Annotated in this window: 10 protein-coding genes and 2 pseudogenes; 6 read left to right on the top strand and 6 right to left on the bottom strand. The window is 61.6% G+C overall.

Translation table 11 applies throughout. The features are described 5' to 3' along the window. Nucleotides 1-9: 9 nt before the first annotated feature. Nucleotides 10-2,667: an aminopeptidase N gene (pepN, locus tag LVD08_RS14680; RefSeq protein WP_247268499.1), complete on the top strand. Its 2,658-nt coding sequence runs from the start codon at nucleotides 10-12 to the stop codon at nucleotides 2,665-2,667. 118 nt (nucleotides 2,668-2,785) lie between these two features. On the opposite strand, the gene katG is transcribed toward pepN, so the two are convergent. Beyond that, nucleotides 2,786-5,056: a catalase/peroxidase HPI gene (gene katG, locus LVD08_RS14675; RefSeq protein WP_247268498.1), complete on the bottom strand. Its 2,271-nt coding sequence runs from the start codon at nucleotides 5,054-5,056 to the stop codon at nucleotides 2,786-2,788. Between the two features lie 359 nt (nucleotides 5,057-5,415). Here katG and LVD08_RS14670 point away from each other — a divergent pair, with 359 nt between their 5' ends. Beyond that, nucleotides 5,416-5,601: a hypothetical protein gene (locus tag LVD08_RS14670; RefSeq protein WP_247268497.1), complete on the top strand. Its 186-nt coding sequence runs from the start codon at nucleotides 5,416-5,418 to the stop codon at nucleotides 5,599-5,601. A gap of 291 nt (nucleotides 5,602-5,892) precedes the next feature. Here LVD08_RS14670 and LVD08_RS14665 read toward each other — a convergent pair whose 3' ends face one another. Beyond that, nucleotides 5,893-8,124: an LTA synthase family protein gene (locus LVD08_RS14665; protein WP_247268496.1), complete on the bottom strand. Its 2,232-nt coding sequence runs from the start codon at nucleotides 8,122-8,124 to the stop codon at nucleotides 5,893-5,895. Nucleotides 8,125-8,434: 310 nt separating this feature from the next. Between LVD08_RS14665 and LVD08_RS14660 the strand changes: the two genes are divergently transcribed. Both LVD08_RS14660 and LVD08_RS14655 read left to right on the top strand, forming a co-directional pair. Continuing rightward, nucleotides 8,435-9,451: an ABC transporter substrate-binding protein gene (locus tag LVD08_RS14660; RefSeq protein ID WP_247268495.1), complete on the top strand. Its 1,017-nt coding sequence runs from the start codon at nucleotides 8,435-8,437 to the stop codon at nucleotides 9,449-9,451. A 127-nt stretch (nucleotides 9,452-9,578) separates the two neighbouring features. Then, a complete protein-coding gene (locus LVD08_RS14655) occupies nucleotides 9,579-10,073 on the top strand; it encodes a hypothetical protein (protein ID WP_247268494.1) in 495 nt (164 codons plus the stop codon). Between the two features lie 68 nt (nucleotides 10,074-10,141). Here the strand turns inward: LVD08_RS14655 and LVD08_RS14650 are convergent, their stop codons facing one another. The 4 genes from LVD08_RS14650 to LVD08_RS14635 all read right to left on the bottom strand — a co-directional run bounded on the left by LVD08_RS14650 (nucleotide 10,142) and on the right by LVD08_RS14635 (nucleotide 13,672). After that, nucleotides 10,142-10,621: a copper chaperone PCu(A)C gene (locus LVD08_RS14650; RefSeq protein WP_027613130.1), complete on the bottom strand. Its 480-nt coding sequence runs from the start codon at nucleotides 10,619-10,621 to the stop codon at nucleotides 10,142-10,144. Continuing rightward, nucleotides 10,621-11,226, bottom strand: coding sequence for an SCO family protein (locus LVD08_RS14645; RefSeq protein WP_047599796.1), 606 nt, complete (start codon nucleotides 11,224-11,226; stop codon nucleotides 10,621-10,623). Before LVD08_RS14645 ends, LVD08_RS14650 begins: the two co-directional genes overlap by 1 nt. Nucleotides 11,227-11,398: 172 nt before the next feature. Further along, a complete protein-coding gene (locus LVD08_RS14640) occupies nucleotides 11,399-12,793 on the bottom strand; it encodes an efflux transporter outer membrane subunit (protein WP_274621199.1) in 1,395 nt (464 codons plus the stop codon). An 84-nt stretch (nucleotides 12,794-12,877) separates the two neighbouring features. Then, nucleotides 12,878-13,672: a helix-turn-helix transcriptional regulator gene (locus tag LVD08_RS14635; protein WP_098968297.1), complete on the bottom strand. Its 795-nt coding sequence runs from the start codon at nucleotides 13,670-13,672 to the stop codon at nucleotides 12,878-12,880. Between the two features lie 488 nt (nucleotides 13,673-14,160). On the opposite strand from LVD08_RS14635, the pseudogene LVD08_RS28275 reads away from it, so the two are divergent. Next, a pseudogene (locus LVD08_RS28275) lies at nucleotides 14,161-15,483 on the top strand (condensation domain-containing protein); the annotation flags it as partial. A 90-nt stretch (nucleotides 15,484-15,573) separates the two neighbouring features. After that, nucleotides 15,574-20,574: pseudogene (locus LVD08_RS14630) on the top strand (amino acid adenylation domain-containing protein); the annotation flags it as partial. Between the last annotated feature and the right edge of the window lie 120 nt (nucleotides 20,575-20,694).

The raw sequence follows: 20,694 nt of genomic DNA, 5'->3' as shown, positions 1-20,694 counted from the left end.
GATTCCAGCATGCGCACCGAACAACCGAAGATGATTTACCTGAAGGACTATCAGGCGCCCGAGTACCTGATCGACGAGACGCACCTGACCTTCGAGCTGTTCGAGGACCACAGCCTGGTCCACGCGCAACTGGTGATGCGCCGTAACCCGGAGCGTGGCCCGGGCCTGCCGCCACTGGTACTCGACGGCCAGCAACTGGAGTTGCTGTCGGTGACCCTGGCCGACCAGGAACTGAGCGCCAGTGATTACCAACTGAGCGAAAACACCCTGACCCTGCAGCCGGCCAGCGCCAGTTTCACGGTCGACACCAGCGTCAGGATCCACCCGGAAACCAACACTGCGCTGGAAGGCCTGTACAAGTCCGGCACGATGTTCTGCACCCAGTGCGAGGCCGAAGGCTTCCGCAAGATCACCTATTACCTCGACCGCCCGGACGTGATGAGCAAGTTCACTACCACGGTGGTCGCCGAGCAGCACAGCTATCCGGTGCTGCTGTCCAACGGCAACCCGATTGCCTCCGGCCCGGGCGAAGACGGCCGACACTGGGCGACCTGGGAAGACCCGTTCATGAAACCGGCGTACCTGTTCGCGCTGGTGGCCGGTGATTTGTGGTGTGTCGAAGACACCTTCACCACCATGACCAATCGTAATGTCGCGCTGCGGATCTACGTCGAGCCGGAAAACATCGACAAGTGCCAGCACGCGATGAACAGCCTGAAGAAGTCGATGCGCTGGGACGAAGAGGTCTACGGTCGCGAGTACGATCTGGACATCTTCATGATCGTCGCCGTCAACGACTTCAACATGGGCGCGATGGAGAACAAGGGCCTCAACATCTTCAACTCCAGCGCCGTGCTGGCCCGCGCCGAAACCGCCACCGACGCCGCGCACCAGCGGGTCGAGGCGATCGTCGCCCACGAATACTTCCACAACTGGTCAGGCAACCGCGTGACCTGCCGCGACTGGTTTCAGCTGTCGCTCAAGGAAGGCTTCACCGTGTTCCGCGACGCCGGTTTCTCCTCGGACATGAACTCGGCCACGGTCAAGCGCATCCAGGACGTGGCGTACCTGCGTACTCACCAGTTCGCCGAAGATGCGGGTCCCATGGCCCACGCGGTGCGCCCGGACAGCTTCATCGAGATTTCCAACTTCTACACCCTGACCGTGTACGAAAAAGGCTCGGAAGTGGTCGGCATGATTCACACCCTGCTGGGCGCCGAAGGCTTCCGCAAGGGCAGTGACCTGTACTTCGAACGCCATGATGGCCAGGCCGTGACCTGCGACGACTTCGTCAAGGCCATGGAAGATGCCAACGGTGTCGACCTGACCCAGTTCAAGCGCTGGTACAGCCAGGCCGGCACGCCGCGTCTGGCGGTCAGCGAGTCCTACGACGCCGCGGCGAAAACCTACAGCCTGACCTTCCGCCAGAGCTGCCCGGAAACTCCGGACAAGGTGGAAAAACTGCCGTTCGTGATCCCGGTTGAACTCGGCCTGCTCGACAGCAAAGGCCACGCGATTGCCCTGCGTCTGGCCGGTGAAGCATTGGCGCAAGGCACCACCCGCGTGATCTCGGTGACCGAGGCTGAGCAGACCTTCACCTTCGTCGACATCGCTGAACAGCCGCTGCCGTCGTTGCTGCGTGGTTTCTCGGCACCGGTGAAACTGAGCTTCCCGTACAACCGCGACCAGTTGATGTTCCTGATGCAGCACGACAGCGACGGCTTCAATCGCTGGGATGCCGGTCAGCAACTGTCGGTGCAGGTGCTGCAGGAACTGATCGCCCAGCAGCAGAAGGGCGAGAGCCTGGTGCTCGATCCGCGTCTGATCTCGGCGCTGAAAACCGTGCTGTCAGACGAGTCGCTGGATCAGGCCATGGTCGCCGAAATGCTCTCGCTGCCGAGCGAAGCGTATCTAACCGAAATCAGCGAAGTGGCGGATGTCGAGGCGATCCACACCGCTCGCGAGTTTGCCCGCAAGCAACTGGCGGACAACCTGTTCGAAGCGCTGTGGCTGCGTTATCAGGCCAACCGCGATTTGTCGAAGCAGACGCCGTATGTGGCCGAGGCCGAACACTTTGCCCGTCGTGCGCTGCAAAACATTGCGCTGTCGTACCTGATGCTCAGCGGCAAGCCGCAAGTGCTGGCCGCTACGCAAGAACAGTTCGAAAACAGCGACAACATGACCGAGCGCCTCACCGCGTTGGCGGTGCTGGTCAACTCGCCGTTCGAAGAACAGAAGGCCAAAGCGCTGGCGACTTTCGCCGAGCACTTCAAGGACAACCCGCTGGTCATGGATCAGTGGTTCAGCGTGCAGGCCGGCAGCACACTGCCGGGCGGTCTGGCGCGGGTCAAGGCCCTGATGCAGCACCCGGCGTTCAACATCAAGAACCCGAACAAGGTGCGTGCGCTGGTCGGTGCGTTTGCCGGGCAGAACCTGATCAACTTCCATGCCGCCGACGGTTCGGGCTACCGCTTCCTTGCGGATCTGGTGATCGAACTGAACGGCTTCAACCCGCAGATCGCTTCGCGGCAACTGGCGCCGCTGACTCGCTGGCGCAAATACGACAGCGCCCGTCAGGCGTTGATGAAGGCTGAGCTGGAGCGGATTCTGGCTTCCGGTCAGCTGTCCAGCGATGTATATGAAGTGGTGAGCAAAAGCCTGGCGTAACGCATAACGAAATGTGGGAGCGGGCTTGCTCGCGAACGCGGTGTGTCAGACACGGAGATGTCGACTGGTATACCGCATTCGCGAGCAAGCCCGCTCCCACAGGTTTTTGCGTTTTCTGTTATTTCAGGTCAAACCGATCCAGCTCCATCACCTTGGCCCACGCCGCCACGAAGTCTTTGACGAACTGTTCCTTCGCGTCAGAGCTCGCATACACCTCGGCCAGCGCGCGCAGGATCGCGTTGGAACCAAACACCAGATCAACCCGCGTCGCGGTCCACTTCACGCTACCGGTCTTGCGATCGCGTCCTTCGAACTCGTCCGCCGCTGCCGACGTCGGCTTCCACTCCACGCCCATGTCAAGCAGGTTGGTGAAGAAGTCGTTGCTCAGGGTTTCAGTGCGCGAGGTGAACACGCCATGCCGGCTCTGCCCGACGTTCGCCCCCAATACCCGCAGACCACCGACCAGTACGGTCATTTCCGGAGCGGAGAGGGTGAGCAATTGCGCCTTGTCGATCAGCAGCGCCTCGGCCGACACGGTGTATTTGCCCTTGCTGTAGTTGCGGAAACCATCGGCAATCGGTTCGAGGAAACCAAACGACTCGACATCGGTTTGCTCCTGAGTCGCGTCGGTGCGTCCTGGATTGAACGGCACAGAGACCGAGTGCCCGGCGTTTTTCGCCGCTTGCTCGACCCCGGCGTTACCCGCCAGCACGATCAGATCCGCCAGCGAGACTTTCTTGCCGGATGATCCGGCGTTGAACTCGTTCTGAATTCCCTCAAGGGTCTTCAGCACCTTGTCCAGTTGCTCCGGCTGGTTGGCCTGCCAGAATTTCTGCGGGGCCAGACGCAGACGTCCGCCGTTGGCGCCCCCCCGTTTGTCCGAACCACGGAATGTCGATGCCGCGGCCCAGGCGGTGGACACCAGTTGCGACACCGACAGGCCGGAAGCCAGCACTTTGCTTTTCAGCGCTGCCGCATCGTTGCTGTCGATCAGTGGGTGAGTGGCATCGGGAATCGGGTCCTGCCACAGCAGTTCTTCGTTCGGCAGTTCCGGGCCGAGGTAGCGCGACAGCGGACCCATGTCGCGGTGGATCAGTTTGTACCAGGCGCGGGCGAAGGCGTCGGCCAATTGATCAGGATTGGCCAGGAAACGGCGGGCGATCGGCTCGTAGATCGGGTCGAAACGCAGCGCCAGGTCGGAAGTGAGCATGGTCGGCGAGAGCTTTTTGCTCGGATCGTGCGCATGGGGAACAGTGCCAGCCCCGGCGCCGTTTTTTGGTTTCCACTGATGCGCACCGGCCGGGCTTTTGAACAGTTCCCACTCGAAACCGAACAGGTTTTCCAGGTAATTGTTGCTCCACTGAGTCGGGGTCGTGGTCCAGGTGACTTCGAGGCCACTGGTGATGGTGTCGGCGCCTTTGCCGGTGCCGAATGCGTTGCGCCAGCCGAGGCCCTGTTCTTCCAGGCCGGCCGCTTCCGGCTCAGGTCCGACATTGTCGGCCGGGCCGGCGCCGTGGGTCTTGCCGAAGGCGTGACCGCCAGCGATCAGCGCAACGGTTTCTTCATCGTTCATGGCCATGCGGCCGAAGGTTTCGCGGATATCGCGGCCCGAAGCCACCGGATCCGGGTTGCCCTCGGGGCCTTCCGGGTTCACGTAAATCAGGCCCATCTGCACCGCTGCGAGCGGGTTTTCCAGATTGCGTTCGCCCTGATCGGTACGGCTTTGCTCTTTGCCGTGCAAGTCCGGTTCGGCCACCAGCGTGCCGTCACCGGGCTCCTGCATGGCTGACTTGTCTTTGCCGTAACGGCTGTCGCCGCCGAGCCATTCGCGTTCCGAACCCCAGTAGACGTCTTCGTCCGGTTCCCACACATCGGGACGTCCACCGGAGAAGCCGAAGGTCTTGAAGCCCATCGACTCCAGCGCGACGTTGCCGGTGAGCACAATCAGGTCGGCCCAGGAAATATTGCGGCCGTATTTCTGTTTGATTGGCCACAGCAGGCGCCGCGCTTTGTCGAGGCTGACGTTGTCCGGCCAGCTGTTGAGCGGAGCGAAACGCTGTTGCCCGGAGCCGGCGCCACCACGGCCATCGGCGGTGCGATAGGTGCCGGCGCTGTGCCAGGCCATGCGGATGAACAGCGGGCCGTAGTGGCCGAAGTCGGCTGGCCACCAGTCCTGCGAGTCGGTCATCAGCGCACGCAGGTCTTGTTTCAGGGCCTGGAAGTCCAGGCTCTGGAAGGCTTTGGCGTAGTCGAAGTCCTTGCCCAGCGGATCGGACTTGGGCGAGTGCTGGCTGAGGATCTTCAGGTTCAGTTGATTCGGCCACCAGTCACGGTTCGTCGTACCACCACCGGCGGCGTGGTTGAACGGGCATTTCGATTCGTTTGCCATGTTCGAGTCCTTATCAGGTCTTGTGCGGCCGGCTCGTGCCGGCTTCGGACTAGTAAGGCTAGACCCGACTTGGGCAGTCAGCTAATAGGCCGACTATTGGGGCGTGATAGGCGCAGTCTTTCGAGACCCTGGTAACGCGGGTCTATTCCATAGCTGCCTGATACTTTGCCGAAAACTGGTTTGATAGCGCCGTTAATGATTTTAAATATTGAACTTTTTATTTCGAATTGGGCTAGCGGCCTGTCAGATATGACTGTAGCGCTCGAAGTAATGGCGCATTAGCTTTGTCAGCGGAAGCAACGGTCTCAAGATTTTTGAGAGCCAATCATCACTATAAAACTATTTTGGAATGCATTCGGATGAACAAATCAATTAATACAAAGGAGCAACTTGATGCGCTGTTGCAGGAGGTTGGTCACGTCTCCGACGGTGTTTTCAATGCATCTGTTGGTAAAAGACCGTTCGTGTCTGCGACGAAGGGGAACGCGGTACTCTATGTAGCAAGAAACGACTTTTTCATTATTGGAGTTGACGACAATGAATGAGGTCATGTTGCTTTCTGCGTTCCACGGAGCCTGGTCGGAGACGGCCCTCATGATGTGGAGTGCTACAAGGGTGACTTGAGTTGGACCGCTGATGACAATGGCAATTACCAGCTTATTAAGTCAGGGCGGGCAAGGGTGACGTTTTTACGAAGAGAAGGATTTCCATACGCTGTTTCAGGTGATATCGATTTTGATTTTTCTGATGAGGGGAAAATAACAGGTAAATTTGAAATTAAGCTCCGTGAGTAAACGTAAAGGGACGGATCCAGCCAATCCGTCCCTTCCCTGATTTCAACTCGATTGCACAGTCTCATCATCCGGCAACGCATCCAACGGATCTTCCTGCCCCGGCAATTCAGTAATCACACTGAAATCCGTGACCTCGACCGCACCCAATCCATAACCCAGCAAGTGAAACGAAAAGGCCTTGCGCTGTTGCGGGTTGTCGAAGCTGAAATCCATCTGCAGCGGCTGATCGGCCGTGGCGACCATCTCGGTCGGCAGGCCCAGTTGCACGTCCTGTTCGAACTCCTTGGCCTTGAGCTGAATGTACGCCGCCTGCTGCGGGTCCACCGAGCGCACGGTCAGGCGCACACGAGTGTGCGAACCCTTGGGCATTTCCAGGTATTGCGCACCGATCAGGTTATCGGCCCAGTCATCCTTGATCTGCGCCTGCAGCGGGATCACGTTGTTGCTGCCGAACTGGTAACGCTGATTGAGCGGGGTGCGCAGCAGCGACAGGTCCAGCGCCATGGCCCGCGCGGCAATCTGCCGGGCCTGCTGGCTGCTTTCATTGCCCTTGAAGGTGGCCCGCTCGGCAATGAACCCGGCGCTTTCGTAGTAACGGCAGCGGCGCGGCATGTCGCACTCGGAAAAGATCCCCTGGCCGTTGTGGTAGCGCAGCTTGCCGTTGGTGTAGGACATGATTTCGCGTCCGCTGTCGTAGTCGCGGAACAGCGAACGGCCGCTCAGCGCCGACGGCACCGGCAGATCGAAATAGTCGAGGATCGACGCGCTCAGATCGACATGACCGTAGACCCCGGCATTCAGTCGCGGCAGTTGCTCGTGTTCCGGGGCCAAGGTCAGGTTAAAGCCCCAGGACGACGCCAGACGCACGCCATCGATGCCGTGGGATTCGTCCGAGGTGATCACCACCAGCGTGTCTTTCAGTACGCCCTTGCGTTCGAGACCGCTGAGAAACTGCTCCAGCGCATCATCGAGATAACCGACGGCAGCCTGTTTCGGCGTCTCGTAGCGCGCCAGATAGTCTTCCGGTGCGGAGTAGGGCTGGTGCGTGCCGACGGTCAACAGAGTGAGCATCCACGGTTGCTTCTGCTTCTTCAGTTGGCCGACGTAATCCAGCGCGCCTTCGAAGAACGCCCTGTCATCCTTGCCCCACGGAAACTCCAGATAGTTGGCGTTGCTGAACCATTCCAGACCATGGGTCGCATCGAAACCGATGTGCGGCATGATCTTGTCTTTGGCCATGAAACGCAGACCGGCGCCTTGCAGGTAGTGAGTGCTGAAGCCGTTCTGCCGCAGTTGCGCCGGCAGGCAGGCCTGATTGCGCTCCTGCTGAGTGAGCATCTCCACGCCTTTGGGCGTGCCGTTGTTGAGCTTGTCGTAATTGCCGCAGAGCATGGCGTATAGGCCGCGAATGGTCTGGTGCGTATGCAGCACGTAATCCGGGGTGTTCATGCCGCGCTCGGCCCAGCGGCTGAGATGGGGCATCAGGTCTTCCTGATAATGACTGCCGATGGCCTCGCGATTGGCGCGGATGTAAGCGCCGGGAATGCCTTCCAGGGCGATGATCAGCACATTGCGCGCCTGCCCCGGTGCGGCCAGCAGCTTGTGGCCATTGAGATCCAGATCGGTCAGCCCGGCCATCTGTGGCGCGGCGGGTTCGACGTCACCGTCCAGCCATTCCTCGGCCTGCAACTGCAGCTCGGCGACTTGCGAGGCGAGCAACTGATGCGGCAGGTTGTACAGGCGCCACGGATCTTCCTCGCTTGGCCACTGGTTTTGCACGCCCCAGTGCGCGGCGAACAGCAGCGCCGGTGCGGCCCACACGGCATGGGGCAGGGCAGCAGCGGGCTGCGCGCGATTGGCGAAACGCGTCAGCAACCAGAGCAGCAGCGCCAGCAACAGTGCCACGCCCAGCGCCGGATGGGCAAAGCCGCCACCGGTGGAGTTCTCCACGAACTGCGGGTCAATCAGGTAATGCAGGTCGGATGGGTTCGGCAACCGGCCGACAGCGCTGACCAGCTCCGCCGTCGCCACCGCCAGCAACCCCCAGAACAGCAGCAACGGCAACGCCTGCCACCACGCACGGCGATGAAGCAACAGCACCAGCAAACTGCCAATGGCCAAGTCAGACAAATAGCCCGGCGACGACGACCAGCCCAACGCCGCGCGCAGGCACACCGGTACGATCAGCACCAGCAGAATCAGGGAAAACAGGCGGGCATGCGGCTGCCGCAACCAACGCAAAAGAACGCTCACAAACAAAGACCTTCCAGCCATCAAACCGTCATAAAAGTGTGCGCGATGATACCAAGGGTGGGCTGTCTGATCGCCCTTTTAAACTACCGGCTGATCCGCTCTTGCAGGCACGGCGCAGGGCTTGAGGCCGTGACTGGCGTTGGTGTCAGCGCGCTGACGGCTGACGCACAGCGTGTAATCGATGGCAGATTTATTGTTTCAGGCTGTTTAAATCAGCGCATGACGGCAAACGCGAGCGTGCTATGGATATTCGATAACGGTATTTAATTTCTATTTTTTATAGCGATAGAGTTCGGCCTTTCAGCCAATCCACCCCTGCTGCGAGGTTGTCATGGCCACACCGTTCAAACGTTCTGCGCTGACTCTGTTGGCCGCATCTCTGTCGAGCAGCATGCTGTTCAGCAGCGGTGCGCAGGCCGAGGGCAAGATCAGCATCGCCCAGCAATTCGGCATCGGTTATTTGATTCTCGATGTGGTGCGTGATCAGCAGTTGATCGAAAAACACGGCAAGGCGCAGGGGCTGGAGATCAAGGTCGACTGGAACAGCATCTCCGGCGCCACTGCGATGAACGAAGCGCTGCTGACCGGCGCACTGGACGTGGTATCCGCCGGGGTGCCGCCGATGCTCACCGTGTGGGATCGCACGCGCGGCAAACAGAACGTCAAGGCCATAGCCTCGCTTGGTTCGATGCCCAATTACCTGCTGACCAACAACCCCAACATCAAGACCCTCAAGGATTTCAGCGACAAGGATCGCATTGCCGTGCCGGCGGCGGGCGTGGGTTTTCAGTCGCGGACCCTGCAGATCGAAACGGCCAAGGAATTCGGCAATGACCAGTACAAAAAATTTGACGACATCTCGGTCAGCCTGCCGCACCCGGATGCCACGGCGGCGCTGATTGCCGGCGGTTCGGAAATCAACTCGCACTTCTCCAGCCCGCCGTTTCAGTATCAGGCGCTGCAAAACCCCAACGTGCACAAAGTGCTCAGTTCTTACGACGTGCTTGGCGGTCAGGCCACCTTCAACGTGCTCTACACCACGGAAAAATTCCACGACGAAAATCCCAGGACCTACAAGGCGTTCTACGACGCGTTGGCCGAAGCGGAAAAAATCATCAAGGCCGACAAGCCCGCCGCCGCTCAGGCGTACATCCGCGTCGAACAGTCGAAGCTGCCGCTGGCGCTGGTCGAGCAGATCGTCAAAGACCCGGAAATCGACTTCACGGTAGTGCCGCAGCGCACGTTTATCTATGCCGAGAAATTGCAGGAACTGGGCGTGCTGAAGAACAAGGCTGGCAGCTGGAAGGATTACTTTTTTGAAGAGGCGCATGGTGGCGCTGGGAGCTGATAACGGCTCGCCAAAGAGTTGAAGCCTGTGGTTGTTTCTGGACAGCCTGATGGCCACTCAGTAGCATTCGAGCCCAACGGATTTTCCCTTCGCACGTCGTCCGACGTGGAGTTCTCAAGGAATCGACATGCGCGACACCCCCAATGGCGAACAACGAACGGTCGTGACCTTGGTCAACGGCGAGATTCATCACGAAACCCAGATCAGTTTCAGCTCGGTGTCGGTCGTCAATGGCGAAGTGCGGGTGCATACCGCTGAAGGCAATCAGATAAATGTCCAGGTACCGGGGGCGGACTTCTCATTGCGCTTTGATCTGGATGGAGTGCAGCAGATTCCACTGGCGCAGCAGACACCGGTTGAAACGGTGCCCGTCGACAACAACCTGAAGCTCTTCACCTGGAAAACCGTACTGATCACCCTTGGGCTGTGGACAGTGGTCAACCTGATCACTGGTTGGCTGGGATTTTTTGCGGCGGCCGGTTATCTCGGTTATCGCTGGAGTCAGGTGTTGAAGCGCAAGCAGCAGTTGGCTGCGGCGCCCGTGGAGAAAACTGCGGCGGCATCGCGCTCGGGGATGTCGAGAGAAAGCGTGCGCAATGCACTGGCCCGCAAGCGCGGCTGACATGCGCGATAAAAAAGGGGCGACCTGATCATCAATCAGGCCGCCCCTTTTATTACCGCCAAGTCAGATCAATGCATCTTGCTGTGATCGTGGCCTTCCATGTGCGTCAGCGCACGGACTTCGGCTTTGACTTCGACGGTTTCTTTCTCGCCCTTGGCGTTTTCCACGGTCAGGGTCAGCGGTACGCTTTCGCCTTCCTTGAGCTGGCCGGTCAGGCCCATCAGCATCACGTGGTAGCCGTTCGGGTCGAAGGTGACGGCTTTGCCGGCTGGCAGGTCGACCGATTTGACCGGGCCCATGCTCATCACGTCGTTCTTCATCGACATTTCGTGGATCTGCACATCCTTGGCCACTGGCGAGGCCACGCTCAGCAGTTTGCTGTCGCTGTCCGCGGTGACGGTCATGAACGCGCCGCTGGCCGATTGGGTCGGCACGGTCGCACGCACCCAGGCATCATCGACCTTGGTCTGAGCCGAGGCTTGAAACGCCAGGCCCAGCAGGGACAGGGCGAAAACGGCGCGTTTGATGTTGTTCAAAACGGGGTGCATCAGCAGACCTCCATAACGGTGAGCAAATCTTCCGTGCACTCTTGTGCCGAAAGCGATACAGACAGACCCATGCGCAACTGGCCGCGCGAGTCGTAGACGTAACTGGTGGACGTGTGGGAGATGGTGTAGGTGTCGCCGGCCGGCACCTTCTCGAAGAACACGTCGAATTCCTTGGCGGTGGCCTGGGTTTCTTCCAGCGTGCCGTACAGCGCGACGAAGCTCGGGTCGAAGGCTTTGACGTAGGCGTCGAGGATCTGCGGCGTGTCGCGTTCCGGGTCGAGGGTGATGAAGATCACCTGCAGACGGTCGCCGTCCTTGCCCATCAGCTTCTTGATTTGCGCGGCGCGGGCGAGGGTGGTCGGGCACACCGCCGGGCATTGGGTGAAGCCGAAGAAGATCATCGGCATCATCCCGCGAAAGCTCGACAGCGTCATGGTTTCGCCGTCGGTGTTCTTCAGCTTGAAGGTGCGTCCGAGGATCTTGTCACTCAGGTCCTTGCCGTACTTGTACGACAGTTGGCCACGGGTGTCGCAGCCGGCGAGCAGGCCCAGGCCCAGCACGCCCATTCCCGCAAGCACCTTGCGGCGAGTCAACAAAGCCGTCATCTAATACCGCCTTTTGCAGCCCGTCAGTCGGCAGGACTGGCGGGGGGTTAACCGTAAAAGCGGCGCATGATACCAAACTGACGGCAGACGCCGGCCACGGATCGCCGCACGGCGTCGGATCGGGCGACAAAAGGTGTAAGAAAAAGTGACGAGGGGCTACTGAACCCGGACCTCATTGGCCTGCCTGCCAGCCGCCGCCCAGCGCGGTGTACAGGTTGACCTCGGCAACCAGCTGCGCAAGACGATCAGTGATCAGCCCCTGCTGTGAACTGAACAGCGAGCGCTGTGCATCAAGAAACGTCAGGCTGCTGTCGACACCGTTTTGATAGCGGTGCTGCGCCAGGTTGTAGTAGTCCTGAGTGGCCTGCACCAGATCGCGCTGTGCCTGCAATTGCTGCTGATAAGTGCTGCGCGCTGCCAGGCCGTCGGCAACTTCCTGAAACGCGGTTTGAATCGATTTCTCGTATTCGGCGACCGCGACGTCTTTCTGCAATTTCGAATAATCCAGACTCGCGCGCAGGCTGCCGGCGTTGAAAATCGGCAGGTTGATTTGCGGCTGGAACGTCCACGCCCCGGAGCCGCCGCTGAACAGTCCGGACAGATCGCGGCTGGAAGTGCCGGCGCTGGTGGTCAGGCTGACACTGGGGAAAAACGCCGCGCGCGCTGCACCGATGTTGGCGTTGGCCGCTTTCAGTTTGTACTCGGCCTGGAGAATGTCCGGGCGCCGTTGCAGCAGGTCCGACGGCAACCCGGCCGGCAATTGCTGAACCAGATCGTTGGCCAGTGGTTGCGCCGGCAGTTGCTCGGGGACTGGCGCGCCAACCAGCAGTGTCAGGCTGTTGAGATCCTGCGCCACCTGACGTTTGTATCGCGCCAGATTGGCTCGCGAACTGTCGACGCTGGTTTGCGCCTGCGCCTGTTCCAGCGCCGAAGACTTGCCGGCCTCACGGTTGCGTGTGGTCAGGCGCAGACTTTGCTGATCGGCGGCCAGGGTCTGGCGCGTCAGTTCGAGCAACTCCTGATCGGCGCGCCAGGTCAGGTAGGCATTGGCGACGTTGGCCACCAGACTCAGCTCGGCACTGCGCCGCGCCTGTTCGGTCGCCAGCCAGGTTTGCAGCGCCTGTTCGCTGAGGCTGCGCACCCGGCCGAAAAAATCCAGCTCATAGGCACTGACACCCAGATTCACCGCATAGGTCGAATTGATCATGGCTTTGCTGCGGGTCACGCTGGGCGGCATGCGCTGGCGTGACTCGCTGGCATTGGCCGACACCGCCGGCAGCAAATCGGCGCGCTGGATGCGGTATTGCGCCTGAAACGCCTCGACGTTAAGCGCCGCGACTCGCAGATCGCGATTGTTCACCAGCGCGCTTTCGATCAACTGTTGCAGCGCCGGGTCGTTGAACAGCGTGCGCCAGTCTTCAGTGCGCGCTGCGGCGGGTGTCGGTGCCGGGTAAACCGCGCCTTGCGGGTACTGCGCAGCGCTCGGTGAGGCAGGGCGCTGGTACTCGGGAATCAACGAACAACCGGCCAGCAGGGCGGCGAGGGACAGCAGGGAAATGCACAGCATCGAACGCTCTCATGCAGAAAAAACACGTGCCGGGCACTGCGTCCCCACACCATCATCAAACACCGTTGAACCACGACCGCGCGGTTATGCCCCGGCCATCCAGCGCGCCAGACCATGCCGTCCGCTGACCCCCAGTTTGGCGGTCGCTCGCTTGAGGTAGGTCTCGACGGAACTGCTCTTGACCCGCAGCTTCTCGGCCAGTTGCGGCACGGTACCGCCGGTCAACAAACCGAGGCAGACTTCTTTCTCTCGGGCCGACAGCACGATGCCGCCCAGCGCCAGGCGTTCGTCGAACACCTGCTGCAACGGCGCCTGCTCCAGATCGGCCAAGGGCAGGCGCGGCTGTTTGGCGACGATCTGCCGGCTGAGCTGCGCGTGCCGCTCGATCAGCGGCAGCAGGGTGTCGGACAGGCTTTTGAGAAATGACAGCTCCGGCAGGGAAAACACCCGTTGCGTATGCGGTCGGTAGAACGAGATGACACAGCGGCGATTAGAGGTGCGGGACACCAGATTGCACTGGTGCACGCTGTGCTGCGGATGTTGCGGCTGGAGCGACGCTTTGAGTTGAATCAGCAGGGAATCATTCATCTCGATCATCTTCTGCAACAACGGATGATCGTCCGGACTTTTCAACGGGTCCGGTGGCGGGAAGGTCTGCGGCAGTCCGGCGCTGCCCAGCGCCTTGATCTCGACCACGCTGGCCTGACGTTCGTCCAGCGTCCACTCACTGAGATCGACGCGATTGACCGGCACCAGGGTGTCGACCAACTGGAACAGGTTGCTGGCGAAATGATCGTCGCCGGTGCTGGCAATCAGTTCCCCCAGTTGCCAGTAGAAATGCGGGTTTTCCATGTTGCGAATGCTGCCGGTCAGATTCATATCCTTGTCATCCCTGGTTCCGAGTCATCACCGAGTCGTCCGCTGTTTATGCAAAAGCCGCCCACGCAATCGTCTCTCCTTGAAACTGATCTGGGGCGGGATTTAAGCCTATGGATTTGTCCTACGTCTGTAGGGGAAAACAGGGACACAAAGTGCCATCATTTCTGAAAGTTGGCGCCGGGCTTCTGACGCCGTTTGCGACAGGTGTTGCGCATCGCGTGACTGTTTGGTCACGTCAAGACCTTGAAAACCGGGGCAGTTGCGTTTTTTTGAGGTCACAACGCAGGTCGATGGCAGCGCTGGTGTGTGGCATTTTTCCTACAGAAATTTCAGTGTTTCCTCTCCGAACTTTTAGTGGGTTCCCACCCAATCAGGGGCTACAAGCGCTGACAGGCCAGCGCCCGGGGCGGGGTTGTCCGGGTTTTACGTGTCATGTCGGCATCGGGGCCGATGCTTGAATAGGCGCAAAATCACATGAGAAGGATCTTATGCCGCCTATTTCCGCCCCTGCGGTGGCCACGCCGTCCGCATCGCTCCAGACGTATCCGCTGACCGCTGCGCAGCTGGATATCTGGCTGGATCAGCTGAGTCGCGGGGATTCGCCGCTGTACAACATCGGCGGCTACCTGGACCTCAGCGGGCCGCTGGATCCGGCGCGGATGCAGGCTGCGCTGGAAGCACTGGTAGCCCGGCATGACGCGCTGCGCACGATTCTGCTGCCGGGCGCCGGCGCCGATGGCCTGCCTTTGCAGCAGTTCGCCCGGTCAGTAGCGGTGCAGATGCCGATCGACGATGTGTCGGCGCACAGCGACCCGGAATCGGCGGCGCGGGCATTGGTGCAAGCACGCATCGATCAACCCTTTGTGCTGGACGGCGGCTGCCTGTTGCGCTTTCTGTTGATCCGCCTCGATGAGCAGCGACACTGGCTGTCCGTGCAGGCGCATCACTTGATCGTCGATGGCTGGGGCTTCGGCGAAATGTTCAAGTCGCTGGACGAGATCTACAACGCGCTGGCGCACGGCCAACCGACACCGGTCGCGGCGCCGTCGTACATCGACTTCATCGAGGACAATGCGCGCTATCACGCGTCGCCGCGTTATGCGCAGGATCGCGCCTACTGGCTGGACAAGTACCGACAATTGCCCGAGCCGCTGTTGCTACCACGGCATCAGCAGAGCCTGGCCGGCCAAACCGCGCAGACGCAGGTCTACGCGCAGCCCTTGCCGGCGTTGCTGCACGAGCGCATGCAGCAGGTGGCCCGAGCGTTCGGCGCGTCGGCGTTCCATGTGTTGCTGGCGGCGCTGCATGTCTACTTCAGCCGCACCGCACAACGTGACGAATGGGTGGTTGGATTGCCGATTCTCAACCGCTCCGGCGCGCGCTTCAAATCCACGCTTGGGTTGTTCGCCCAGGTCAGTGCGGTGCGTATGGGCTTCGGTCGCCACTGCACGTTCGCTGAACTGGTCAGAGCGATCCGTGAGGAACTGCGCAAGGATTTCCGCCATCAGCGCTTCCCCGTGAGTGAGATGAACCGCGCCCTTGGCCTGCTGCGGGAGGAGCGCTCGCAGCTGTTCGAAGTCACTGTTTCCTACGAGCAGGGCACTCACGATTATCGCTACGGCGAGGCGTCGGGACGGATCATCAAGGCCTCGAACGTCGAAGAGGCCACACCGCTGGCGGTGCACTTGCTGAGCAATCTGGCCAATGACGACGCACGGCTGTACCTGATCTACAGCGAGGCGTATTTCAACGCCGATGAAGTCAAGGCACTGGCCGAACGCTGGTTGCTGATTCTGGAGCAGGGACTGGAAGCGGTGAATCTGGCGGTGGCGGATTTCGATCTGAGCACGCCGGAAGAAACCGCGCGGCTGCAACAGTGGAATGCCACGCGGGTGGACTACCCGGCGCCGACGACCCTTCAGCAACGTATCGAAGCGCAGGCGACGCTGCGGCCGCAGGCGCTGGCGGCGGTTGATCAGGGGCAAAGCCTGACCTATGCCGAACTCAATCAACGCGCCAACGCGCTGGCGCATCATCTGCTCGATCTCGGGGTGCGCCCAGATGACCGGGTGGCGATCGTTGCCCGGCGCGGGCTCGACACGCTGGTCGGGCTGTTGGCGATCCTCAAGGCTGGCGCCGCTTATGTGCCGCTGGATCCGGCGCATCCGGCCGAGCGTCTGAGCTATCTGCTGGAGGACAGCGCGCCCATCGCGGTGCTGACCCAGCGGGCGCTGCGCGGGCATTTGCCGGCGTTGTCGGTGCCGGTGATCGAGCTGGATCAGCCGAGTTGGTCGGCTGGCCGGGTCGACGCGCCGAAGGTGCCGGGGCTGACCCCGGGCAACCTCGCTTATGTGATTTACACCTCCGGTTCGACCGGCCTGCCCAAGGGGGTGATGGTCGAGCACCGCACCCTGTGCAATCTGGTCGATTGGCACGCTGATGTCTTCGACCTGCATGCCGGCAGCCATACCTCAAGCCTGGCCGGTTTCGGTTTCGATGCGATGGCCTGGGAAGTCTGGCCGGCGCTGTGCGTGGGCGCGACCCTGCACCTGGCGCCGGCCAGCGAGGGCAGCGAAGACATCGATGCGCTGCTCGACTGGTGGCGTGCGCAGCCGCTGGACGTGAGTTTTTTGCCGACGCCGATCGCCGAATACGCGTTCAGCCGCCAGCTCGATCACCCGACGTTGCGCACGCTGCTGATCGGTGGCGATCGCCTGCGCCAGTTCCCGCGTCAGCCATCGTTCGAAGTGATCAACAACTACGGCCCGACCGAAGCCACCGTGGTGGCGACCTCGGGGCGCATCGACGCCGGGCAGGCGCTGCACATCGGCAAACCGGTGAGCAACGCCACGGTGTATCTGCTCGACGAGCAGCAGCAACCGGTGCCGCTGGGCGTGACGGGCGAGTTGTACGTCGGCGGGGCCGGGGTGGCGCGCGGTTACCTGAACCGCGCAGAGCTGAGCGCCGAACGCTTCCTGCGTGATCCGTTCAGTGCTGAACAGGGCGCGCGCCTGTACCGCACCGGCGACCTCGCGCGGTGGCGCGCCGACGGCAATCTCGAGTACCTGGGGCGCAACGATGATCAGGTGAAAATCCGTGGCATCCGGATCGAGCCGGGGGAGATCGAGAGCGCACTCGCCAGCCATTCGGCGGTGCGCGAAGCGGTGGTGCTGGTGCGCGACGGGCAATTGCTGGCGTGGTTCACCGAGCAGGCGCCGCTAGACATCAATGAGCTGCACGCGCAGCTGAAAACTCGCCTGAGCAGTGCCATGCTGCCGAGCGCCTATGTGCGTCTGTCGGCGCTGCCGCTGACCGCCAACGGCAAGGTCGATCGCAAGGCACTGCCAGCGCCCGGGCCGGACGATCTGATCCGCCGCGAATACGAGGCGCCGCAGGGTGAGGTCGAAATCGCCCTGGCGCAGATCTGGGCCGAAGTCCTGCAAGTCGAGCGGGTCGGGCGTCACGATCACTTCTTCGAACTCGGCGGGCATTCGTTGCTGGCAGTGATTCTGATCGAGCGCATGCGTCAGCTCGATCTGAGCAGCGACGTGCGCGTGCTGTTCAGTCAACCGACCCTGGCGGCGCTGGCGGCTTCGGTCGGCAGCGGTCGGGAAATCGAAGTGCCGGCCAACCGCATCGCCGCCGATTGCACCCACATCGCGCCAGAGATGCTGCCGCTGGTGCAACTGCAGCAGAAGGACATCGAGCGGATCGTCGCCACGGTACCGGGCGGCGCGGCCAACGTGCAGGACATCTATCCGCTGGCACCGCTGCAGGAAGGCATTCTCTACCACCACATCACCGCTGAGCAGGGCGATCCGTACCTGCTGCAATCGCAACTGGCGTTCGACAGTCTTGAACGCGTCGAGGCTTTCGCCGCAGCGTTGCGAGAAGTCATGGCGCGGCACGACATTCTGCGCACTTCGGTGCTCTGGGAAGGCCTGAGCACCCCGGTGCAGGTGGTGTGGCGCGAAGCGATTCTGCCGTTGCAGGAGGTCGAACTGAACCCGGCCGACGGCCCGATCATCGAGCAGTTGCACCAGCGCTTCAACGCCCGGCGTTATCGCCTCGACGTCAGTCAGGCGCCGCTGATGCGCCTGGTGTATGCGCGTGATCCGGCGCTGGATCGGGTGGTGGGGATTCTGTTGTTCCATCACTTGGCCATGGATCACATCGCCCTCGAAGTGATGCGCAGCGAAATGCAGGCCAGCCTGTCGGGGCAGGTCGTGGCGCAGGCGCCGCCGGTGCCGTATCGCAATTACGTGGCGCAGACGCGACTGGGCGTCAGCGAGCAGGAACATGAGGCGTTTTTCCGTGAGCAACTGGCGGACATCGACGAGCCGACCCTGCCATTCGGCCTGCAGGAAGTGCAGGGCGACGGGCGCGGCATCGACGAAGCGCAGCAGGTGCTGCCGGCTGACGTCTATCAGCGTTTGCGCACCCAGGCACGACAGGCCGGAGTCAGCGTGGCGAGTCTGATTCATCTGGCGTGGGCGCGGGTGCTGGCGGCGACATCCGGCCAGCAGCGTGTGGCGTTCGGCACGGTGCTGATGGGGCGTATGCAAGGCGGCGAGGGCGCTGACCGGGCCTTGGGCGTGTTCATCAACAGCTTGCCGTTGCGCATCGATGTCGATGCCGGAGTGCTGGACGCGGTGCGCGCCACCCATGCGCGGCTGACCGCGCTGCTCGGCCATGAGCACGCGTCGCTGGCACTGGCCCAGCGCTGCAGCGGCGTCGCCTCGCCGTCACCGTTGTTCAGCGCGCTGCTCAACTACCGGCACAGTGACGAATCTGAATTGCTGGAGCCGTCCAGTCAGGCCTGGCAAGGCATCGAAACCCTGGCCAACGAGGAGCGCACCAATTACCCGCTGACCATGAGCGTGGATGATTTTGGCAACGGCTTGCGCCTCACCGGCAGGGCCGTGGCGCAAATTGGCGCGCAACGGATCTGCGGTTATATGCAAGCGGCGTTGAGCGGCCTGGTGCAGGCCTTGGAGCAGACCCCGCAACAGCCGTTGCACCGTTTGCCGATCCTGCAAGCCGAGGAGGTGCAACGCTTGCTGATCACCTTCAACGCCACCGAGGTCGATTGTCCGCTGGACCAGCCGTTGCACAGGTTGTTCGAAGCGCAGGTACAGCGCAAACCGTATGCAATCGCCGCACAGGCCGGCGAGCAAAGCCTGACCTATGAGCAACTCAATGATCGCGCCAATCGCCTGGCCCATCACCTGCGTGAACTCGGCGTGCAACCGGACTCGCGCGTAGCGATCTGCGTCGAGCGTGGGCTGGATCTGGTGGTTGGTCTACTCGGTATTCTCAAGGCAGGCGGGGCCTATGTGCCGCTGGACCCGGACTATCCGCTGGAGCGCCTGAACTACATGCTGCAGGACAGCGCGCCGGTCGCACTGCTGGTGCATGGCGCCACGCGGCAATTGCTGGGTGAACCGGGTGTGCCGTTGATCAATCTGGATCACGGCAACTGGGAGCAGCAGCCGTCAGACAATCTTCAGGTGCCGGGCTTGAGTGCTTCGAACCTCGCTTACATGATCTACACCTCGGGCTCTACCGGTCTGCCAAAAGGCGTGATGATCGAACACCGCAGCGCCTGCAACATGGTGCATTGGGGGGCGCAGCTCAGCCCGCCAACCGAGCACGGCGCGCTGCTGCAAAAAGCGCCGTTCAGCTTCGACAGCTCGGTGTGGGAGATCTTTTGGCCGCTGTGTTCCGGGATGCGTCTGGTACTGGCGCGGCCGGATGGCAACCGCGATTCGGCGTATGTGGTGCAGACCATTCGCGAGCAGCAAGTGACGGTAGTCAAGTTCGTCCCGGCGCTGTTGCAGCAGTTCATCGAGCAGGACGGTGTCGAGCAGTGCAGCAGCCTGACCGATGTGCTCAACGGGGGGGGCGAACTCAGTGCGGCGCTGGCCCGACAGGTGCGCGATCGCCTGCCGTGGGTGCGGTTGCATAACGTTTACGGCCCGACTGAAACCACCGTGGACAGCACGGGCTGGACGCTGGAACCGGACATGCCAGTGCCTGAAAACGTGGTGCCAATCGGCAAGGCGTTGAGCAACACCCGCCTGTACGTGCTCGACGCGTACGGACAACCGGTGCCACAAGGTGTCAGCGGTGAGTTGCACATTGGCGGCGTCGGCGTGGCACGTGGTTATCACGGCTTGCCGGAGATGCAGGCCGAGCGCTTCATCGACAGCCCGTTTGTGGCGGGGGATCGCCTGTATCGCACGGGAGATCTGGCGCGCTACAACAACCACGGCGAGCTGGAATTCCTCGGCCGCAACGACTTCCAGATCAAGCTGCGTGGCTTGCGTCTGGAACCGGGGGAAATCGAGGCGCGGTTGATCGAACATCCGGCGATTCGCGAGGCGGTGGTGATGGTGCGCGATGAGCGTCTGGTGGCCTGGTACAGCTTGCGCGCCGGCATCGACGCGCCATCGTTGGAAACCTTGCGCGCGCATGTGCTGGAGCGTTTGCCCGAGTACATGGTGCCCGGCGCGTTTGTGCTGCTCGACGCTTTGCCACTGACGCCAAACGACAAGATCGACCGCAAGGCCCTGCCGGAACCGGGGGCAGACGCGGTGATCAACCGCCCATACGTGGCGCCCGAGGGTGAAGTCGAAACCACGCTGGCGCGGATCTGGAGCGAGGTGCTTGGCGTCGAGCAGGTCGGACGGCACGACAATTTCTTCGAACTCGGCGGGCATTCGTTGCTGGCGGTGAGTCTGGTGGCGCGCATGCGTCAGAGCGGTTTGCACACCGACGCCCGAGCGCTGTTCAGCCAGCCGACGCTGGCGGCGCTGGCGCTCAGCACCACGCCAGAGGCGCAGCACGTGGTCATTCCGCAAACCACCATCCCGAGCCTCACCCGCAAACGGCGGCTCTGACCCGGAACTGATTGTGTAAACCAAACCCTGTGGGAGCGGGCTTGGTCGCCCATGCGGGGGGGCAGTCGGTGGTGGTGGCGGCTGGTTCACCGTATTCTCGGGGGAGCCCGCTCCCCCCGG

Source organism: Pseudomonas sp. YL2 (assembly GCF_023063025.1).
GTDB lineage: Bacteria > Pseudomonadota > Gammaproteobacteria > Pseudomonadales > Pseudomonadaceae > Aquipseudomonas > Aquipseudomonas putida_A.
This window is presented reverse-complemented; position numbering and strand designations above follow the sequence as displayed.